Below are 19,560 nucleotides of genomic sequence, written 5' to 3'. Positions count from 1 at the left end.
CTTCCGAAAAGGAACACCATGAACGCCATCGACCTGATCAGACGATCCATCGATACCGCCCACGACGTCTCCACGCGCGCCTTCCTGAACAGCCTGATGCGCGAATGGCAGGGCTGGACCGTGGAACATGAAGAGAGCAGCGCCGGGCGCGGTCGCCTTCTTGCCCGCTTTCCCCTGCCGCGCCGGGGCGGCCATGTCGCCATCGAGATGACGCATCGATCGCGGGCGGCCTATCACGGCTTCCGTCCGCCCTTCCTGGAATTCTCGGGCACCGCGCCGCCGCGCCCGATCAGCTTCCAGGAGTTCGTCTTCCTGCTCGCCAGCGAACCGGACATCGTCGGCAGCGGCGACAAGGACAGGAGCCTGACCTTCCTGTCGCGGGTGCTCGACAGCATCCGGAACATCGAGGATGTGGCGGCACGCGTCCCGTCCCCCGATGCTTATTTCGCGCAGCGCGACCCCAGCTTCGCCGAGGCGGAGGGCTCGCTGCGCTTCGGCCATGCCGTGCATCCCACGCCGCGCAGCCGGGACCAGTTCACCCTGGAGGATTCCCGGCGCTTCGCCCCCGAATATCGGCAAGGATTCGCCTTGCGCTGGTGGGCTGCCGATCCGGCTCTGGTGCTTCAGGACAGTTCGCGCACCCAGACCGCGGCCGAGCTCTGCCAGAACCTGGCCGCCGGCGATCCTGCGATGGATCCGGAGGTCGTGCAGTCCGCCAAGGGCCGCGTTCTTTTGCCGATGCATCCCTGGCAGGCCGCCCAGCTGGCGCTCGACCCGGCCATTGACGGGCTGTTCCGTCGCGGCCTGCTGAAGGATCTCGGCCATGCCGGCTCGCTTTGGCAAGCGACCTCCTCGCTGCGCGCCATCCATGCCCCGCACGCCGACTGGATGCTGAAATTCTCGCTGAGCCTGCGCCTCACCAATTCGCGCCGGGTCATCGAAACCCGCGAATGCGAGCGCGGCATCGAGATCGACCGCCTCCTGGCCGGTGAAGTCGGCCGGACCATCGCCCGGCGTTTCCCGAGCTTCAGGGTGATGGGCGAACCCGCTTATCTCCTGCTGCAGGATGCCGACGGCAAGGCCCTGCCGCAGACCACGGTGATCCTGCGCGAAAACCCGTTCAAGGGAGCAAGCCAGCCGCCAGCCGCCGTGCTGGCCGCTCTTTGCGAGATCTATCCCGACGGGCATGACAGCGCCCTTGCCACCATCATCCGGCGCATTGCCGGGCAGGAGCCGGCCGATCCCGCTGCGGTGGCACGCCGCTGGTTCCGCCAGTTCCTCGACAAGGTCGTCGCGCCCTTCCTGTTGATCCAGGCCGATATCGGCCTCCTCTTCGGTGCGCATCAGCAGAACATCGTGGTGGAACTTGCCGAAGGCTGGCCGGTGGCCGTGCATTTCCGTGACTGCCAGGGCACCGGCTATATCCGCGAGTTCCTGCCCGAGCTCGCCAGGAAGGCTCCCGGCAGCCCGATGAAGGCAGGCCATATCTTCAACTCGGACGAAGCGGCCCAGCTCGTGGGCTACTACCTCCTCGTCAATTCGGTCTTCGCGGTGATCGGCGCGCTCGGCACCTCGCGCCTCATCGCCGAGGACGTCCTGATCGGCGATCTGCGGGCCTTCCTCGAGGAGCTCGCCGCCCTGCCGCTCGCCGACAAGGCCTGCCTCACCTACCTCCTCACCGCGCCGACGCTCGGCAGCAAAGGAAACTTCATGATCTGCTTCCGCAACATCAATGAAAACACCGAAGTGACCGATCCCCTTGCCGGCTATGTACCCCTGAGCAACCCCATCGCGGAGGCCGTGGCATGACCCTGCAGATGAAGATCGCTCCCGCCGAAGTCGCCGCTCCCCCCGCCCCCAGCCAGCATTGGCCCCTTCGCCTCGACGGCGAAGCCGTTATCGAGAGCCGCCTGCAGGCGGATGGCAGCCTTGAGCTGACGGCGCAGGCCGGCTCGGCGACGATCGGACGTGCCGGGCTGCGCGCGCCCGAAGGAGATGGCCCGGGCATTCTGGTCATCCACCAGCCCGATGCGACCCATCCCGGCGATATCCATGTCATTGCCATCCTGGTGGAAGCCGCTTTCCAGCTTTTTCCTGCCATGGTTGCCCTGCACCTGCCCGATGTCGCCGGCAAACCGGCCCTGCTGCCCCTCACTGCGCAGACCGTGACGGACGACGCGACCAGTACGAGCGCCGTGCGCATCGCCCGCGAGCATTTCTACCAGCTGCCTTTGCTCTGGCACCGGCCGGAAGGGCTGCGGGCCTTTCCCGAGATCCGCTCCGCCATCGGCCCGCAGGATCGCCTGCCGCCCCTGCGGCCGCCGCAGCCGACCGGCATCTTCTATCGGCGCTGGATTCCGGAACTCGGCACCACGTTGTCGATGCGGGCCATCGATCGCCGCCGCGATCTCAAGCTCTTCCATGGCTGGATGAACCAGCCCCGCGTCGCCTTCTTCTGGGAGCTGGCCCAGAGCGAGGCCGAGCTCGACCGCTATCTCGCCGAGCAGGAAGCCGACCCGCACATTTTCGGCGTGATCGGCAGCCTGGGCGACGAGCCCTCCGGCTATTTCGAATTCTACTGGGCCAAGGAAGACCGGCTCGGCCCCTTCTACGACGCGGAAGACTATGATCGCGGCTGGCACGGGTTGATCGGCAATTCCCGCCACCTCGGCCGCGCCAGGACCGGCACCTGGTTCCGCTCGGTGACCCATAGCCTGTTCCTCGACGAGCCACGCACGCGCCGGGTGGTCGGCGAGCCCCGCGCCTCGCACCAGAAGATGCTGAGCTATTGCGCCCAGACCGCCTATGACAAGGTGAAGGAATTCGACTTCCCGCATAAGCGCGCGGCGCTGGTGTGCTGCCAGCGTGAGCGCTTCTTCCGGGAGGTGGTGCTATGAGCCAGGGCACGCCAACCCTTGGCCCCCTGCCCGACGGCAGCCCGATCGATGCCGGGCTCTGGCTGGCGCTGAACCGGGCCGTCATCGCCAAGGCGATTAGCGAACTCGCCTTCGAGGAGGGCCTGGCACCCGAGCCCGCCAATGCCGAGGGAACCCAGTGGATCCTGCGCTTTGCCGGAGGGGTCGCCTATCGCTTCAAGGCCGTGCGCCGCATCTGGGGTAATCTGTCGATCGACGCCGCCAGCCTGATGCGGCAGGACGGCGCCGCGCTGTGCCCGGCCGACGATGCCGCCGGCTTCATGCTCGATGCCCGCGAAACCCTGGATATCGAGCCGGACACGCTGTGCATCTACGCCAAGGAGCTGTTCAGCACCTTGCTGGCGGATGCCCGCATCGCGACCATGGCCGGATCCGGCGAATGCGAACATCTGCTGACCCTGCCGGATGATCAGGTCCAGGCCTATCTCGACGGCCACCCCAAGGCGCCGGCCAGCAAGGGCCGGATCGGCTGGGGCCTGAGCGACTTCTCCCGTTACGCGCCCGAGTTCCAGCCGACCTTCCAGCTGTTCTGGCTGGCCGCGGACCGCAGCCGCTGCCGCCTTAGCCTGGCCGGGGACATCGACGAGGAGGCGCTGCTCGCCGCCTCCCTTGGCGAGGACGAGCGCGAGAGGCTGCAGGCCGCCTGCAAGGCGGCGGGCCTCGACCCAGCGCGCTTCATGCTCCTGCCGGTGCATCCCTGGCAGTGGGACAACATGATCGTGGCACAGTTCGCCGGCGAGATCGCGGCCAGGCGCATCGTGCCACTCGGGCTTTTCGGTGACGCCTACCGTCCTCTGCAGTCACTGCGCACCCTGGCCAATACAACTTCGCCGACCAAGCTCCACCTCAAGCTCTCGCTTACCATTCTAAACACCTCGGCCTGGCGGGGCGTGCCCGGCAAATACATGGCGATCGGCCCCGCCTTCTCGAACTGGCTCGCCGACAAAGCCAGGCAGGATCCCGAGCTTGCCAACGCGCTGGTGCTGCGCGAATGCGCGGGTGCCTTCTACCCCCACCCCCTCTATGAGCGCGTCGCGGATGCTCCCTACCAGTTCCGCGAGATGCTGGGCGTGATCTGGCGCGAGAGCCCGGAAGCCGGCCTCGCCGCCGGGCAGCGCCCGCTGATGCTCGGTGCCCTCATCAAGAGCGACTGTGCCGGCGTGCCGCTCGCCAGCGCCCTGATCGCAGCATCAGGGCTGTCACATGCCGAATGGCTGGCGCGCCTGTTCGATGCCGTGGTCCTGCCGCTCTACCACTTCCTCTGCCGCTACGGCGTGGGTTTCATCGCCCACGGCCAGAACATCACCGTACTGCTCGACGGCGCCATCCCCTGCGGCGTCGCGCTGAAGGATCTGCAGGGCGATGTCGACCTCGTCGACCAGGCCTTCGAAGAGGCCGCCGACCTCGAGCCTGCCATCCGCGACACCCTGCTGAAGCGGCCGGCTGCCCATCTCCTGCAGCATCTGCAGACCGGGCATTTCGCCAGCGTGCTGCGCTTTCTTTCCGATACGCTCGCAAGCCACGATCGTTTTCCCGAGATCGAGTTCTATGGCGTGCTGGCGCAGCGCCTGCGCCTCTATCAGGCGCGCCATCCCGATCTGGCGGAACGCTTCGAGCTGTTCGATCTCTTCACGCCCAAGGTGCCACGCATCTGCATCAACCGCGTCAGGCTCGCCATCGGCTATGGCGACGCCAATCGCCGCCCTGTGCCAAGCCTGGGCAGCGAACTCGACAATCCCCTCCATCTCGCCGAACGCGAATCCCGCCCCTTGCGGGACCGCGGCTTCGCCGACAAATCCGCAGGAGTTCAGGCATGACACAGCGCAATCCGCTCGACCTCGCCGGCATCGGCATCGGCCCGTTCAACCTCAGCCTCGCCGCCCAGCTCGACGCCATCGACGGCGTCGAAGCCGCCTTCTTCGAGAAGCGCGAGCGCTTCGACTGGCATCCGGGCATGATGCTGCCCGACGTGACGCTACAGACCTCCTTTCTAAAGGATCTGGTCACGGCCACCAATCCGACCAGCCCGTGGAGCTTCATCGCCTATCTCGTCGCGCATCGGCGCTTCTATGACTTCATCAATGCCGAATTCGCCGACGTACCGCGCCAGGAATTCGCCAATTACCTGGCTTGGGTCGCCAAGGGCCTCGACAGCCTGCGCTTTGGCGAGGACGTCCAGGCCCTCGACTTCGATGGCCGCCACTTCATCCTGCAAACGGGCAACGGCACGATCGAAGCCCGCAATGTCGCGCTCGGCATCGGCCTGCAGCCCTACCAGCCCGACTTCGTACGCAAGCTGACCGGCCAGAACCATTTCCACTCCTCGCGAGCCGCCTTCGAACTCGCCCGCGCCGCGGGCAAGCGCGTGGCGGTGATCGGCGGCGGCCAGAGCGGCGCGGAGATCCTGCTTCATCTGCTCGGAGCGGGTGAAGCCGCCGCGGCCTCGGTCGACTGGATCAGCCTGCGCCCGAACTTCCAGCCGCTCGATGCAACGCCCTTCACCAACGAATTGTTCACGCCGCATTACGTGCGCAACTTCCACAATCTCGCCGAAGGGCGACGCCTGTCCACCGTGGAGCGCGAGAAACTGGCGGGTGACGGCGTTTCGGCCTCCACGCTGTCGGAGATCTACCGCCGCCTCTACACACTGCGCCATATCGAGCGCGGCGGTCCCCAGGCCCGCCTGATGCCGCATCGCGAAGTGCTGGATGTCGAGCAGAACACCGCCGGCTTCCGGCTGGTGATGCGCAACGGCTTCGACGGCGGCATCGAATTCAGCCAGGCTGACGTGATCGTGCTGGCCACGGGCTACAGCTATCGCCTGCCCGATTGCCTCGCCCCGATCCAGGACCGCATCGCGATCGACGGAACGGGCCGGCTGCGGCTGGAAGCCGATTTCTCGGTGAAATGGGATGGCCCCGCCGACAACCGCATCTTCGCCCTGAATGCCGGGCTGATCAGCCATGGCATCGCCGAACCGCAGCTCAGCCTGATGGCATGGCGCAGCGCTGTGATCGCCAACGCCCTGATCGGCCAGCCCTTCTTCGACGTCGAGCCACCGGCCTCGCCGCTGGCCTGGTCGACGGGCAGCGACCAGGCGGAGATGGCCGATGCAGAGGTCGAGTATCTGCGCCGTCCATCCCATCGCAGTTGCTGACGACAGCACGACAGGCGGTGGCAGCGTGGCTGCCCCGCTGACCTCAGGCCGACATCGCCTGCGGGACGGCAAGCGATGGCGTCGCTTCCAGCAGGGCGCGCGTATAGGCGTGCTGCGGCCGGTCGAAGATCTCGGCGACGCTGCCCTGCTCGACGATCTGGCCGTCCTTCATCACCACGATGCGGTCGGCGACCTGCGAGACCGCCGCCATGTCGTGCGAGATGAAGAGACAGGCAAAGCCATGCTTGTCCTGCAGGCGCCGAAATAGCTCCAGCACCTGCTTCTGGATGGTCATGTCGAGCGCCGACACCGGTTCGTCGGCGACCACGAAGGCGGGATTGCGTATCACGGCCCGCGCAATGGCGACGCGCTGGCGCTGGCCGCCCGACAGGGCATGCGGAAAGCGCTCCGCAAAACCGGCGAGCCCCACCTCGGCGAGGATGGCTTCCACCTGCTCCCGCCGTTCCACCCGGCCGAGCCGTGGTCCATGGGCCAGCGGCTCCGCAACGATGTCGCCGATGCGCTGGCGTGGATCGAGCGAAGAATAGGGATCCTGGAAGACGAGCTGGCAGTTGAGGCGGAAATCACGCCGGCGCTGCCGCTCCGCCACTGCCATCGGCTCGCCGCGAAAGGCGACCGCGCCGCCAGCCAAAGGCAGCAGGCCGATCATCGCCCGCCCTAGCGTGGTCTTGCCGGAGCCCGAGCCGCCGACCACGGCCACCGCTTCGCCGGGACGAACGGCCAGCGACACGCCGTCGACCGCCAGTTTGGGCGGTGTCGACGAGAACATCCCGCCGGACCCCGGAAAGCGCACGCTGACCGCGCGTGCCTCGATCAGGGCCGGCACATCGGGAACCGGCTTACGGTTGTCCTCCCGCCTCGGCAGGGCATCGAGCAGGGCCCGCGTATAGGCCTGGCGCGGCCGGGTCAGCACCTCGGCCACGCCGCCCCGTTCGACCAGCCGCCCGCGCTGCAGCACCACGACCTTATGGGCATATTGCGCCACCAGGCCGAGATTGTGGGTGATCAGCAGCACCGCCGTGCCCTCGGTCCGCGTGAGTTCCACCATCAGCCGGAGCACCTCGCGCTGCGACAGCGTGTCGAGCGCCGTGGTCGGTTCGTCGGCAATCAGCAATTTCGGCTTCAGCAGCATCACCGAGGCCAGCATGATGCGCTGGCGCATGCCGCCGGAGAACTGGTGCGGATAGGCGCTCAGGCAGCCCTTGGGATCCTTGATCTGCACCCGCGCCAGCATTGCGCAGGCCAGGCTGTCGGCCTCGGCCGCGCTGACCTTGCGATGCAGCATCAGGCCCTCGGCAAGCTGGGCGCCGATGGTCATGGCCGGATTGAGCGAGACCATCGGCTCCTGGAAGATCATGCCGATCGAGCCGCCGCGCAGCCGGCGCATCGCCTCCGTGCTCAGGCCGTCGACGTCGCGGCCCTCGAACAGCACCTCGCCGGCGATGCGGCGCACCTGCGGCGGCACCAGCCGCAAGGCGGAGCGCGCCGCCATGGTCTTGCCGCTGCCGGATTCGCCGACCAGCGCCACGATTTCCCCGGCCCCGACATCGAAGCTGACGTCATCGAGGATGCGCAGGCCGCCGGGCCCCTCCATGGTGAGGCCGCGCACGCTGAGCAGCGGGTTTGCGATCGTCTCGTTCATCGCTGTCCCTCCATGCGCGGATCGAAACGGTCGCGGATGGCATCGCCCATCAGGTTGATGCCGAGCAGCGTGACGGCGAGGCAAAGGCCGGGCGCGATGCCGAGCCAGGCCGCCCGCTCGATATAGGGCCGGGCCGCCGCCAGCATGTTGCCCCAGCTCGCCATCTCCGGCGGCGCCCCGAGGCCGAGGAAGCTGAGCGAGCTTTCCGACAGGATCACCCAGCCCAGCATGGAGGTCGCCAGCACGATGATCGGCGCCAGGCAGTTGGGCAGCACATGCTTGACCATCGTTTTCCATTCGGAATTGCCGATGACGCGCGAAGCCTCGATATATTCGCGCTCGCGCACCGACATTACCGTGCCGCGCACCACTCGCAGCACGGAGGGGGTATAGGCGAGACCCAGGGCCAGCACGATCGCCCCAACGCTGTGGTCGCGCCCGACGATGACGATGACGCCGAGCGCCAGCAGCAGGCCGGGAAAGGCCAGCAGAGCATCGCTGACCACCATCAGGACGCGATCGGCCGTTCCCTTGAGATAGCCGGCGAGAAGACCAAGCGCGGTGCCGAGCACCACGGCAAAGCCGACCGACAGGCAGGCGATGCCCAGGCTGATCGATGCCCCGGCCATCACGCCGGAGAGAACGTCATGGCCATATTTGTCCGTGCCGAACCAGTGGGCGGCCGAGGGCGGCTTGAGCAGTGCCGTGAAATGCACCTTCATCGGCGGATAAGGCGTCCAGACCAGCGACAGCAGCGCCATCGCCACCACGACGCCGAGAAAGAGGCCGCCGAGCACGGCATTGAAGCGAAAACGGGGGATGCGAAGCATGCTCATGTCGCCGAGACCCTCGGATCGAACAGCGGGTAGCACAGGTCCACCACCAGATTGACCAGCACATAGATCAGCGCCGTCATCAAAAGGCAGCCCTGGATGACGGGGTAGTCGCGCGAGAAGATCGAATCCACCATCAGCCGGCCGAGGCCCGGCAAGGTGAACACGGTCTCGAGCACCGCGATGCCGCCGAGCAGATTGCCGAGGGTGAGGCCGATCACGGTCCAGGTCGGTGCGAAGGCATTGGGCAGCACGTGGCGCAGCAGCACCCGGCTTTCCTTCAAGCCCTTCGCCCGGGCATGCATGACATATTCGAGCCTGAGCACCTCGATGGCGCTGGCGCGGGACATGCGGGTCAGCACACCGGTCTCGATCAAAGCGAGCGTGGCGATCGGCAGGATCACATAGAGCAGGGCCTGGCCGGCATCCTGCGAGAAGGGCACATAGCCCACCACCGGCAGCCAGTGCAGCTTCGAGCCGAAGACGAGCAGGAAGATCATGCCGAGCCAGAAGCTCGGGATCGACAGCAGCAGCGTGGCGCTGGAGACGATGGCGAGATCGGCAGCCCGATTCTGCTTCCAGGCGGCCAGCAATCCGCCCGGCACCGCCAGCAGGGCTGCCAGGAACACGGCGGCCAGCACGATGATGGCCGAGACCTTGAAGCGATCGACGATCAAGGGCAGCACCGCCTGGCCATTGGTGATGGACTGCCCGAGATCGCCCTGCAGCATGTGCTGGAGCCAATACCAGAACTGCACCACGATCGGCTTGTCGAGCCCCATGGCGATGCGCAGCGCCTCCAGCTGCGCCTCGCTGGCATTGTCGCCGAGCGCGACCTGGGCCGGATCGCCCGGGATCAGCCGGACGAGCACGAAGACCATGATGGCCACGAGCAGGAGCGTCGGTATCGCCCACAGGATCCGGCGTGCGACATAGAGAGCCAGTGCTTTCATTGCTGAACTACCTCGCCAAGCGGGGGGGTGTCGGACGGGCTGTTATTTCAGCGTCACGCCCCATCCCCTGGGCTGGCTGAGTGACCAGACCTCGAAGCCCTGGACATTCGCGCGTGTCGCCCCCTTGGCCGCTGGGTTGTAGAGCGCGATCATCGGCACGTCGGTGCGGAACATCGCCTCCATCTGGTCGATCAGCGCCTGCCTCTGGGCCTTGTCGGCGATCTGCGTGCTCTGCTTGAGCAAAGCGAGGGCTGCAGGATTGTCCCAGACCTTGCGCGGCGCCTTGGCCTTGTCGCCGCTGACCATGTCGAAGGACAGGGACGGATCGAGCCGAGCCGAATAGGAGAAGGCCGCGGCCTGATAGTCACCCTTGGTGTAGTGGTCGAGCAGCGTCGCCCAATCGAGCACTTCGAGCTCGATCTTGATGCCGGCCTCCTCTGCCATCGCCTGCACCAGCACGGCCATGTCATAGAGATATTGATAGTGCTTGGAGGTCAGCATCCGGATCGGCTGGCCCTTATAGCCCGCCTCGGCCAGCAATTTCCGGGCGGCGTCGAGGTCGCGCTCCGGCATCTTTGCCTCGGGTTCGCCGTAATAGGCCGAACTGACGGGGATCAGCGACCGGTTCGGCTTGCCTTCGCCTTCGGTGACTGCCTGGACGAGCTGCGGCACATCGAGCGAGAGAGCGAGCGCCTGCCGGATGCGCGGATCCGACAGCAGCGGATCCTTGACCTGGAACAGGATGGCGTTGAGCTCCATGGTCGGCTTGCTCTGCACCTTCACATCTGCGTTCTCACGCAATTCGGCCATGTCGGAGACGGCGATATCGGGAATGACGTCGATGCCGCCCGAGAGCAGGGCCGCCTTGGCCGCCGAGGGATCGGGAATGATCATGAAGCGCACGCCAGCGACCTTGGGCGTCTTGTTGCCGGCATAGCCGTCGGGCTTGCCGGGCAAGGGGGCATAGGCCTCGTTACGGGAAAGGTCGATATATTGGCCGGGCACCCAGGCTTCGAACTTGAACGGGCCGGTGCCGACCGGCTTGATCCACTTGCCGTCGGCGCCGACGGAGCTGCGCGCATAGATGCCGGTGCCGCCGCAATCGACCCGCGCCAGCGTGGTGAGGAACAGAGCCGAGGGTTCGGCCAAGGTGAAGCGCACCGTGAGCGGGTCGACGGTCTCGACGCCGGTGACCTTCATGCGCCCGCTACCGTCGAATTCCGGCAGGCAGCGCCAATTGTTCTGCGGCGCCATGTAGCGCTGCCAGTCGAACACCACATCCGCGGCGGTCAGCGGCGTGCCGTCGTGGAAGGTGACGCCCTTGCGCAGCTTGAAGGTGTAGCTGCGCCCATCCGCCGACGTCTCCACGCTCTCCGCCAGCATGGGGCCGACGGAGGCATCCTCGCGAAAGGCGACCAGACCCTCGAGCACATTCATCACCACCGCGTCGGAATTGGCGTCGCGATTGATGCCGGGATCGGTCGAACGGATATCGGCATTGAGCTGGATGCGCAGCACTTCCTGTGGCTGGGCCACGGCCGGCGCTACGGCCAGCAGCCCGAGGGCTGCCAGTCCGCAAGTAAAGATCTGACCGCAGGCGAGGGTCCGAAAGTTCGTCATGTCAGTTCCCTATGCGATTTGTCGTCGGGATGGTGGGATGAACCGGGCGGTCTTCGCCGCCTCGGCAGGTCAGGCGGCGCGCCGGGGCAGGATGCCGCTGCTCGGCATGTGGATGTTCATGTCGAGGCGGTAGGTTTCGAAACTGCGGTTGAGGGCCGGCAGCATCGCCACTTCCATCACGCCGAGCGCAGGCTCCATCGCAATCATGGCGACGGTCGCCGAGAGATTGGTGGAGCCTTCGCGATGCGGCGGGCGGCAGACGGCCCAGGGCGTCTCGAAATCGTCGAACAAAGCCGCCTTGACATGATCCATGGTGACTGCGCCGAGATGAGGCTCGATCAGCGCCCTCACCCTCAGGTCGCGATAGAGCGAGTCCGGCGTGTCGGCGATGCCGCGATCCACCAGCTTGGACAGGGCGACCGGGCTCTGGAAATGGTTGGCATGCACGATCAGCCCGGCCTGCGGCAGTACCTGGAAGGTCTCGTCGGGGGCGCATTCGAAATCAATGGCGATGCCGTTGGCCTGGGCCACGATCATGTTGTTGGCCGCCGATTTCGGCGTGGCGTAGACGGCATGCATGGCGAGGGCCAGGCGCTTCTGCTCCAGGACCTTGCGCCGGATCAGGGCCAGCGGGACGCCAAGGCGGCGATAATCGCGATCCGTTTCCAGATAATTGGCGGTGATGGAGATGCCGGCTGAATTGAAGCCGCTGCGCGCAAGCCCGCCCGCCTCGGTGAAGGTAAGAATGTCGGGACCGTCCTCGCTGCGGATCTTCAGGACGATAGCGGTCTCGGCGCATTCGGCCTTCCAATCCCAGTTCTGGGCATGGAGCAGGCGGCCCGAGGCGGTCGCCTGCGGCAGGACGACGGCGCCGGTGCAGCCGTCTGCTTCGAGCGGCGCGACAATGCCGTTCTCGCGCATTTCGGCAAGCTTGAGAATTTCGGTGCGGGCATTCAGCAGCACGATGGCCGCGTAGGGCAGCCCTGCCCCCTCGGCGATGCCGCGCATTTCATCGATATAGGCCGGGGCGAAATCGCGGATGGTCGGCTCGAAGCGCGAGACCAGCCCCTCCACCTCGTGCCAGGGCAGCCTGGCCGCCTCCAACTGGGCCGAATAATGCTCGATGCCGCGCCGGATGCGTGCGGCGGCCTGCTCGCCATATTGCCGGCCTCGCTCCCGCGGAGCACCGGCAACCTCGATCAGGGGAAGCGGCAGAACCCGCGGCTGATAGGACGCCGCGCCGTCAGCGTTTCGCGAACTCATTTTCCACCGTCTCCCACTTTGCATGTGCCTGTGATGAAGGCCGAGCCTTCATTGTCGCAGCGGGACCTGATACATCAGAACTGAACAGGTCCACGCATCATAAATTGTATTTTGTGATTACATGAAACAATCTGAGTTGGATGTCAAGGAGCCGTCGACCCGTCTGCGGCAGGATCTGCTCGATCGCATCGTGCGGCTGATCCACGACGAGGCGATGCAGCCGGGGGCGCGGTTGAACGAGAACCGCCTCGCCCAGGAGCTCGGTGTCTCCCGCACGCCGATCCGGGCCGCCCTCGACCAGCTCGCCGCAGGAGGCTTCGTGGGTCGCCGGCCCAACCGGGGCGTCGAGCTCATCGCCCTGCCGCCGCAGCCGGCACCTCCCCCCTCGCGCAGTACCGACCTCGATGATGAATTGCTGGTGCGCATCGCCCACGACCATGAACGCCAGAGCCTGCCGGTCGACATTTCGGAAGCCGAGCTGATGAAACGCTACGGCGTCAGCCGCCAGCGCGTGCGGGACGCCCTCGCCCGGCTCGAGGAACTCGATATCGTCGAGCGCAAGGCCGGCTATGGCTGGCATTTCGCCGATCTTCTGCAGGACGATGGCGCCAATCAGGAAAGCTATCGTTTCCGCATGCTGGTGGAGCCGGCCGCCATCCTCGAGCCCGGCTTCAAGCTGAGACCTGGATGGGCCGAAGACATGCGCGAACGCCATGCCGCCGCCCTCGCCGCTGCCCGGGCGGGCCAGTGGAGCGCTTCGGCCAGCATCGCCTTTTTCGAAACCAACGCGGCCTTCCACGAAGGCATCGGCGCCGCATCCGGCAACCGCTACCTCGCTCATGCGGTCCGGCGCCAGTCGCGGCTGCGGCGCCTGTCGAACTATGACTGGACCTATGGCCGGGATCGCGTGGAAATTTCATGCCGCGAGCATATGGAAATACTCGACCGGCTGGAGGCCGCCGATTTCGAAGTCGCAGCCGCGCTGCTGCGCCGCCATCTCCTCAATGCCAGCGTAGTCTAGAAACATCCTGGGCGCTTTGTGTCTTTCGTGATGATCAAAGTCACAGAATGCCCGTGGTCGCCCTGCGTTCCCCGACCGTGCTATGAGAAACGGTCCAGCCAATCCAGAGTGAACCATGCCCAATCCCGTCCGCATCATCGAACATCTGACGATCGCCATGCCTGACGGTGTCAAGCTGGCGGCGCGCCTGTGGCTGCCGGAAGGAGCGGAGACGAAGCCTGTTCCCGCCATCCTGGAATATATCCCCTATCGCAAGCGGGACGGCACGCGTTCGCGCGACGAAGCGATGCATGGCTGGTTCGCAGCGCATGGCTACGCCGCCATCCGGGTCGACATGCGTGGTTCGGGCGACAGCGAGGGCCTGCTCGACGACGAATATCTGCCGCTGGAGCAGGAGGATGCCTGCGCCGTGATCGCCTGGATCGCGCAGCAATCCTGGTGCGACGGCAAGGTCGGCATGATCGGCAAGAGCTGGGGCGGCTTCAACGCCCTGCAGGTGGCTGCCCGCCGGCCGCCGGCCCTGAAGGCTGTGATCAGCGTATGCTCCACCGATGACCGCTATGCCGACGACGTGCATTTCATGGGGGGCGCCCTGCTGGCGGACAATCTGTGGTGGGGCTCGGCGATGATGGCCTGGCAGGCCTTGCCGCCCACGCCTTCGCTCCACGGCGAGGGCTGGCGCGAGGCCTGGGAGCAGCGCCTCGACCACCTGCCCTTCTTTCCGGCGATCTGGGCCAGCCAGCAGCACCGCAACGCCTATTGGCGCCAGGGCTCGGTGTGCGAGGACTGGTCCGCCATCGCGGTGCCGGTCTTCGCGGTTGGCGGCTGGGCGGACGCCTATTCCAATGCGATACCCCGCCTCATCGAACATCTTCCCGGCCCGCGCCTCGGCCTGATCGGCCCTTGGGCCCATCACTATCCGCATCAGGGCACGCCCGGTCCTGCCATCGGCTTCCTGGAGGAGGCCCTGCGCTGGTGGGATCACTGGCTCAAGGGGCAGCACAACGGCATCATGTCCGAGCCGATGCTGCGGGCCTATATGCAGGAGCGCGGCACGTCGGACGAAGGCCGCAACGGCCGCTGGATCGGCGAGACCTCCTGGCCCTCGCGCCTGATCACCCGGCGCCCGATGTTCCTGTCGCCCGGCCAGCTCTGGTGGCGGCCGGCCCCCGCCGCGGAGCTTGCCATCCGTTCACCGCTCTGGTGCGGTGCCGGCAGCGGCGAATGGATGAGCTCGGGCCTGCCGGGCGAGGCGCCCGCCGACCAGCGCCTCGACGACGGCCTGTCCCTCGTCTTCGACTCCAAGGAGCTCGCCGACCGCACCGAAATCCTCGGCGCGCCCGAACTCGTGCTGGAAATCGCCTCCGACCAGCCGACGGCGCAGATCCATGTGCGGCTTTGCGATGTCGCGCCGGACGGCTCGTCCGAACGGGTCTCCTACGCCATCCTCAACCTCACCCACCGGGATGGCCATGCCGAGCCCAAGCCCCTTACCCCAGGTATCTTCGAGACCGTCAGGATTAGGCTCAATGACTGCGCCCATGCCTTTGTCGCCGGCAACCGCGTTCGCCTGTCGATCGCGACCTCGGCCTGGCCCATGGCCTGGCCGGCGCGCGACCAGGCGACGCTGACGGTCCGCACCGGGGAAGCCGCCCTGATCCTGCCGGTGCGCCGTCCGCGGCGCGAGGATGCCGCCCTCGCCTTCCCGCCCGTCAGCATGGCAGAAACCGGCCCGGTGCATGCGAGCCGCACGCCCCAGGCCGAGCGCAAGTTCAGCCTCGACCTCATCGAAGGCACCGCCTATCTGGTGGTCGACGGCGACGCCTTCGGCTCGGCGCCGATGCGGTTCGAGGAGATTGCTACCGATTTCGCCCACAAGCTGCGCCGGGAATTCTCCATCCGCGACGGTGAGCCACACAGCGCCTGCCAGACGGTGACGCATCATTGCACGCTTACCTGCGACGGCATCGAGTTCCGCATCGAGGCCGAGGCCCGCATGATCGCCGATGACGAGAATTTCGAGATCAGCGCCCGGGTCCGCGCCCTGCAGGACTGGGTCGAGATCGCTGACCGCGGCTTCCACGAGGTGATCCCGCGCCGACTGGTGTGAGGAGGCGGGCGTGGCGGTGCCTTCCAATTTCGCTAGGCTGACGGATCTGTCATCCCCGGCGAGGCCGAAGGCCGAGGGAAGGGGATCCAGGAGCCATAGATCGCGTTCAGAGCCCCTGGATCCCCTTCCCCTCGCTACGCTCGGCCGGGGATGACAGACCCTTTATCGCTCGCTTCACGCTGCCTGTTTCAGCAGGAAGGCATCGTGCCGGACGAGAAAGTCGCGCAGCCGATCGGGATAGTCAGGCTCGACCGCCGCGCGCACGCTGGGGCGAACCGAGAGCGCCTGGCGCCAGGCCTGGACTCGCGGCAGCGCCGCGAAAACGGCGGTATCGGCAAGCGTGTCGAACAGGTCGAAATAGCGGAAGATCGGCGCAAAGACGGCGTCGACCAGGCTGAAGGCGTCGCCGGCAAAATAGGGTCCGTTGCCGAGCACATCCTCCACGCGGGCGAACTTGTCCACGATCCTGGCACGTGCACGCTCGTAGCCCGCCGCGTCGGTGGCCGTCTCCAGGCCCCAGAGATCGGCGAGGATGGTGGAGCCGAATTCCATCCATCCCCGATGCCGGGCGCGCTCCAGCGGATCGTCGGGATGCAGCTTCGGCCCCTCCACGGTCTCCTCGACGAATTCGCAGATGACGCTGCTCTCGAACAACACGGCCTGAGGCGCCCCCGCCGGCTCCACCAGCAGCAACGGCACCTTGCCGAGCGGCGACAGGGCCGTGAACCACTCAGGCTTGGCGGCAAGATCGATGAAACGCCGCTGGAACGGCGCTCCCTTCTCCATCAGCGCGATCACTGCGCGCTGCACATAGGGGCAGAGATGATGGCTGACGAGCGTCAGCCTGGCGGGACGGAACTCGCTGCTCATGCCGCCACCCTCATGCCTTCTGCCTTCATGGCGGCCTGCACGGCCGGACGCGCGCCGACACGCGCCATGAAGGCACGGATCACCGGGAAGGGTGCAAGGTCCACCTTGGTGTAGGGCGACCAGCCGACGATGGTGAAGAGATAGGCGTCCGCAGCGGTGAAGATCTCGCCCAGGAGAAATGGACCGCGCTCAGCCAGATGGCGCTCGACGGTGGCGAGGCGCTCGGCGATCTTGGTGCGGGCGACATCCTGGGCTTGCGTGCCATATTCGGGATGGAACAGCCACGGGCTATACATCTTGTGGAGTTCCGAGGCGATGAAGTTCAGCCAGGACTGCAGCCGGGTACGCTCGACCGTGCCGGCGGCCGGAGCCATGCCGCTTTCGGGCTTGAGATCGGCGAGATACTGGCTGATCGCCGCGCCTTCGGTCAGGACCGAGCCATCATCGAGTTCGAGCGCGGGCACATAATGGTTGGGATTGACGCTGGTGTAATCCACCCCCCGTTCGGTGACATGCGGCGTCTTGCGCAGGTCGACGCGTTCGAGCTCGAGCCCGATGCCGGCCTCCTTCGCCACGATATGGGGAGAGAGCGAGCAGGTACCGGTGGCGTAGTAGAGTTTCATGTTCCATTTCCCTTCGGTTTGACGCGACCGCCCCGCCGGTATCCGGCAGGTCTGCGGTTTGTTCGACGCAAAGGTTAGGGTAATGCGCGTACGCATGGCCAATTGGGATTGCACCAGTGGCGCTTGCGTGACTGCAAGCCATCGCAATGCTATGAAGAAGCCATGGACGACTGGAACGAATTGCGTCTGGTGCTGGCAATCCAGCGCGCGGGCAGCCTCACGGCAGCGGCGAAGGCCCTGACAATCGATCACTCGACAGCCTTCCGGCGCCTCAACGCCCTGGAAGCACGCCTGGACCTGCGCCTGTTCGAGCGACTGCCCGGCGGCCTCTACCAGGCGACGGCCGCCGGCGAGCGCATGGCCGTTGCGGCCGAACGCATGGAGGACGAAGCGCTGGCGCTCGACCGCGACATCACCGGCCGCGACCATCGCCTCTCGGGCCGGCTGCGCGTCACGTCCTCCGAAACGCTTGCCTATAGCCGCCTGACACAGCACCTCGCCGCCTTCTGCCAGGTCCATCCGGGCATCGTGGTCGAGCTTGCCATCGACAACCGTGTGCTCAGCCTGTCGCGCCGCGAGGCGGACATCGCCTTCCGGCCGGTGCGACCGAGGGAAGGCGATCTATGGGGCAGGAAGCTCGCCGGCATGGCCTGGACCTTCTATGGTTCGCCCGCCATCGTTGCGACGAATGGCGGCCCGGCCATTGCCGCGGCCGATCTCGCCGGCCGGACCTTTGTCGGCTGGCAGGAAGGGACGGCAGGAATCCGTGCGGCCGATTGGCTGGCGCAACACCTGCCAACCGACGCCATTGCCTATCGCTCGAACAGCCTGGTCAACCAGGCCGTCGCTGCCAAGGCCGGGCTCGGTCTTGCTTTGCTGCCCTGCTATCTCGGTGACGGCGACCCCGGCCTCGCCCGTGCCCTTGCCGAACCAATGCCCGAACTGACGGGCGAATTGTGGATCGTCACCCATGGCGACCTCAAGAACACCGCCCGTATCCGCGCCTTCTTCGATCTGGTCGGCAACGGTCTCGCCGCGGAGAAGCGATTGTTCGAGGGGCATGGCGTCCCGGACGGGCAGGTACCGGTCAGGTCATGAGGAGATGAAGTAGAGGATGAAACGCGGCGCCTATGCCTCCCTCTCCCGGCTCTTGCGGGGGAGATATCAAGACTGAGGGGCCACTTAAGCGCTTCTCCAGTTAATGGGATGGACGGCTCTCCCTATTCGCCCGAGGTTGTAGGCCTCAACCAGAAGGAGATGGAACATGGATGTGGCATTCGTAGGCATCGATCTGGCGAAGAACGTCTTCCAGCTGCATGGCGAAGATGCTGAAGGCAACGTAGTCCTGCAAAGACGGGTCCGGCGCGATCGGTTGATGGCTGAAGTTCAGGCGCTCTCGCCATGCACCATCGCGATTGAAGCTTGCACTGGTGCGTTCTATTGGCAGCGTCAGTTCGAGGCGGCAGGGCATCGGGTCCGGATTATTGCTCCGCAATACGTCAAGCCGTTTGCTCAGCATCAGAAGAATGATCGCAACGATGCCGCTGCAATTTGCCGTGCCGTGAGACAACCCCATATGAGGTTCGTCCCCGGCAAGACACTTGAGCAACAGGACATCCAGGCGCTTCACCGCGGCCGACAGCGACTGGTGAACCACCGAACTGCGTTGGTCGCCCAGATGCGCGGCCTGTTGCTCGACAGGGGCATCGCATTTGCCCAATCCATCACCCGCGCTCGGCGCGAGATCCGGATCTTGCTGGAGGATGGTGCGTCAGAGATCAGCGCTGTCTTCCGGTCGATGCTGGCGCAGCTCTACGCTGTCTTTCTCTCACTCGACAAGCAGATTGCCTGGTTCGATAGAGAGATCGAGAAAATCTTCCGCTCGAGCGAGACCTGTCGCCGCCTTGCAAAAATCAGAGGGGTAGGTCCAAAAACCGCGACCGCACTTGTCGCTGCCGTTGGCAACGGAGCCGAGTTTACCAATGGCAGACATCTTGCGGCGTGGATGGGGCTCGTGCCTCGGCAGCACTCAAGCGGCAACCGGCAGCGTCTCTTCGGTATCTCCAAGCGCGGAGATCGCCATTTGCGGACCCTGCTGATCCATGGCGCACGAGCTGTAGTGCGCACATCGGCAACTCGCGATGATGCCCAGAGCACCTGGATCAGGGATCTTCAGGTTCGACGCGGCGCCGCCAAAACGATCGTTGCTGTAGCGAACAAGAACGCGCGTGTGATCTTCGCGATGTTGAACAGGGGAACGGAATACCGGGCGGCCTGACGGACGTCCGGAGAGGTGTGAACGATCAGAGAAGTGTACCGGCCGACGTGATCGGTGCGTGAGGAACCTGACTTTTATAATGGCTCTTCGAAGCCGCCCAGTTGTTGAGGCTCACGCCGTGCGGATTACCCATTTGGGCGCGCCAACATCCTGGCGACGCCGGATAGATGTTGGCACCCAAGTCCGCCGGGAAACCGCTCAAATCGCTTGCACCGGGAGAGCCGTCCATAGAT

Annotated in this window: 16 protein-coding genes; 8 read left to right on the top strand and 8 right to left on the bottom strand. The window is 65.9% G+C overall.

The features are described 5' to 3' along the window. Positions 1 to 18: 18 nt before the first annotated feature. From ACTJKX_RS29640 to ACTJKX_RS29625, 4 genes are read left to right on the top strand one after another with little or no spacing between them, the layout of a single operon-like run. On the top strand, positions 19 to 1,809 hold the full coding sequence (locus ACTJKX_RS29640) for an IucA/IucC family protein (RefSeq protein ID WP_440727454.1): 1,791 nt from the start codon (positions 19 to 21) through the stop codon (positions 1,807 to 1,809). Beyond that, positions 1,806 to 2,897 (top strand): GNAT family N-acetyltransferase, encoded by a 1,092-nt coding sequence (locus tag ACTJKX_RS29635; RefSeq protein ID WP_440727453.1) that lies wholly within the window; start codon positions 1,806 to 1,808, stop codon positions 2,895 to 2,897. Before ACTJKX_RS29640 ends, ACTJKX_RS29635 begins: the two co-directional genes overlap by 4 nt. Beyond that, positions 2,894 to 4,753: an IucA/IucC family protein gene (locus tag ACTJKX_RS29630; RefSeq protein WP_440727452.1), complete on the top strand. Its 1,860-nt coding sequence runs from the start codon at positions 2,894 to 2,896 to the stop codon at positions 4,751 to 4,753. The genes ACTJKX_RS29635 and ACTJKX_RS29630 overlap by 4 nt, the downstream gene beginning before the upstream one ends. Further along, positions 4,750 to 6,093: a lysine N(6)-hydroxylase/L-ornithine N(5)-oxygenase family protein gene (locus ACTJKX_RS29625; RefSeq protein WP_440727451.1), complete on the top strand. Its 1,344-nt coding sequence runs from the start codon at positions 4,750 to 4,752 to the stop codon at positions 6,091 to 6,093. The genes ACTJKX_RS29630 and ACTJKX_RS29625 overlap by 4 nt, the downstream gene beginning before the upstream one ends. A 43-nt stretch (positions 6,094 to 6,136) precedes the next feature. Here ACTJKX_RS29625 and ACTJKX_RS29620 read toward each other — a convergent pair whose 3' ends face one another. From ACTJKX_RS29620 to ACTJKX_RS29600, 5 genes are all read right to left on the bottom strand, one after another. After that, positions 6,137 to 7,756 carry an ABC transporter ATP-binding protein gene (locus tag ACTJKX_RS29620; RefSeq protein WP_440727450.1) on the bottom strand — a complete coding sequence of 540 codons (1,620 nt, stop codon included), beginning with the start codon at positions 7,754 to 7,756 and terminating at the stop codon, positions 6,137 to 6,139. Continuing rightward, on the bottom strand, positions 7,753 to 8,592 hold the full coding sequence (locus ACTJKX_RS29615) for an ABC transporter permease (protein ID WP_440727449.1): 840 nt from the start codon (positions 8,590 to 8,592) through the stop codon (positions 7,753 to 7,755). Before ACTJKX_RS29615 ends, ACTJKX_RS29620 begins: the two co-directional genes overlap by 4 nt. Then, a complete protein-coding gene (locus ACTJKX_RS29610; RefSeq protein WP_440727448.1) occupies positions 8,589 to 9,542 on the bottom strand; it encodes an ABC transporter permease in 954 nt (317 codons plus the stop codon). Before ACTJKX_RS29610 ends, ACTJKX_RS29615 begins: the two co-directional genes overlap by 4 nt. 42 nt (positions 9,543 to 9,584) lie before the next feature. Beyond that, positions 9,585 to 11,162, bottom strand: a complete 1,578-nt coding sequence (locus ACTJKX_RS29605) for an ABC transporter substrate-binding protein (RefSeq protein ID WP_440727447.1) — start codon at positions 11,160 to 11,162, stop codon at positions 9,585 to 9,587. Between the two features lie 69 nt (positions 11,163 to 11,231). Beyond that, the gene (locus ACTJKX_RS29600; protein WP_440727446.1) at positions 11,232 to 12,425 is read right to left on the bottom strand and encodes a C45 family autoproteolytic acyltransferase/hydolase; all 1,194 of its coding nucleotides are present in this window, start codon (positions 12,423 to 12,425) and stop codon (positions 11,232 to 11,234) included. 121 nt (positions 12,426 to 12,546) lie between these two features. Between ACTJKX_RS29600 and ACTJKX_RS29595 the strand changes: the two genes are divergently transcribed. Both ACTJKX_RS29595 and ACTJKX_RS29590 read left to right on the top strand, forming a co-directional pair. Continuing rightward, positions 12,547 to 13,446 (top strand): GntR family transcriptional regulator, encoded by a 900-nt coding sequence (locus tag ACTJKX_RS29595; protein WP_440727445.1) that lies wholly within the window; start codon positions 12,547 to 12,549, stop codon positions 13,444 to 13,446. A 115-nt stretch (positions 13,447 to 13,561) separates the two neighbouring features. After that, on the top strand, positions 13,562 to 15,556 hold the full coding sequence (locus ACTJKX_RS29590; protein ID WP_440727444.1) for a CocE/NonD family hydrolase: 1,995 nt from the start codon (positions 13,562 to 13,564) through the stop codon (positions 15,554 to 15,556). Positions 15,557 to 15,730: 174 nt separating this feature from the next. Here the strand turns inward: ACTJKX_RS29590 and ACTJKX_RS29585 are convergent, their stop codons facing one another. Continuing rightward, the gene (locus ACTJKX_RS29585) at positions 15,731 to 16,426 is read right to left on the bottom strand and encodes a glutathione S-transferase family protein (RefSeq protein ID WP_440727443.1); all 696 of its coding nucleotides are present in this window, start codon (positions 16,424 to 16,426) and stop codon (positions 15,731 to 15,733) included. After that, positions 16,423 to 17,049 carry a glutathione transferase GstA gene (gene gstA, locus ACTJKX_RS29580; RefSeq protein ID WP_440727442.1) on the bottom strand — a complete coding sequence of 209 codons (627 nt, stop codon included), beginning with the start codon at positions 17,047 to 17,049 and terminating at the stop codon, positions 16,423 to 16,425. Before gstA ends, ACTJKX_RS29585 begins: the two co-directional genes overlap by 4 nt. Before the next feature lie 162 nt (positions 17,050 to 17,211). Here gstA and ACTJKX_RS29575 point away from each other — a divergent pair, with 162 nt between their 5' ends. Both ACTJKX_RS29575 and ACTJKX_RS29570 read left to right on the top strand, forming a co-directional pair. Continuing rightward, the gene (locus ACTJKX_RS29575; protein ID WP_440727441.1) at positions 17,212 to 18,147 is read left to right on the top strand and encodes a LysR family transcriptional regulator; all 936 of its coding nucleotides are present in this window, start codon (positions 17,212 to 17,214) and stop codon (positions 18,145 to 18,147) included. A gap of 166 nt (positions 18,148 to 18,313) precedes the next feature. Next, on the top strand, positions 18,314 to 19,327 hold the full coding sequence (locus ACTJKX_RS29570; protein WP_440725573.1) for an IS110 family transposase: 1,014 nt from the start codon (positions 18,314 to 18,316) through the stop codon (positions 19,325 to 19,327). Between the two features lie 25 nt (positions 19,328 to 19,352). On the opposite strand, the gene ACTJKX_RS29565 is transcribed toward ACTJKX_RS29570, so the two are convergent. After that, positions 19,353 to 19,560 (bottom strand): hypothetical protein (locus ACTJKX_RS29565; RefSeq protein WP_440727440.1); only part of this gene is annotated, 208 nt, incomplete at its 5' end.

Source organism: Labrys sp. 22185 (assembly GCF_052045555.1).
GTDB lineage: Bacteria > Pseudomonadota > Alphaproteobacteria > Rhizobiales > Labraceae > Labrys > Labrys neptuniae.
The sequence above is the reverse complement of the archived record's forward strand: the minus strand, read 5'-3'. Positions and strand labels throughout refer to the sequence as shown.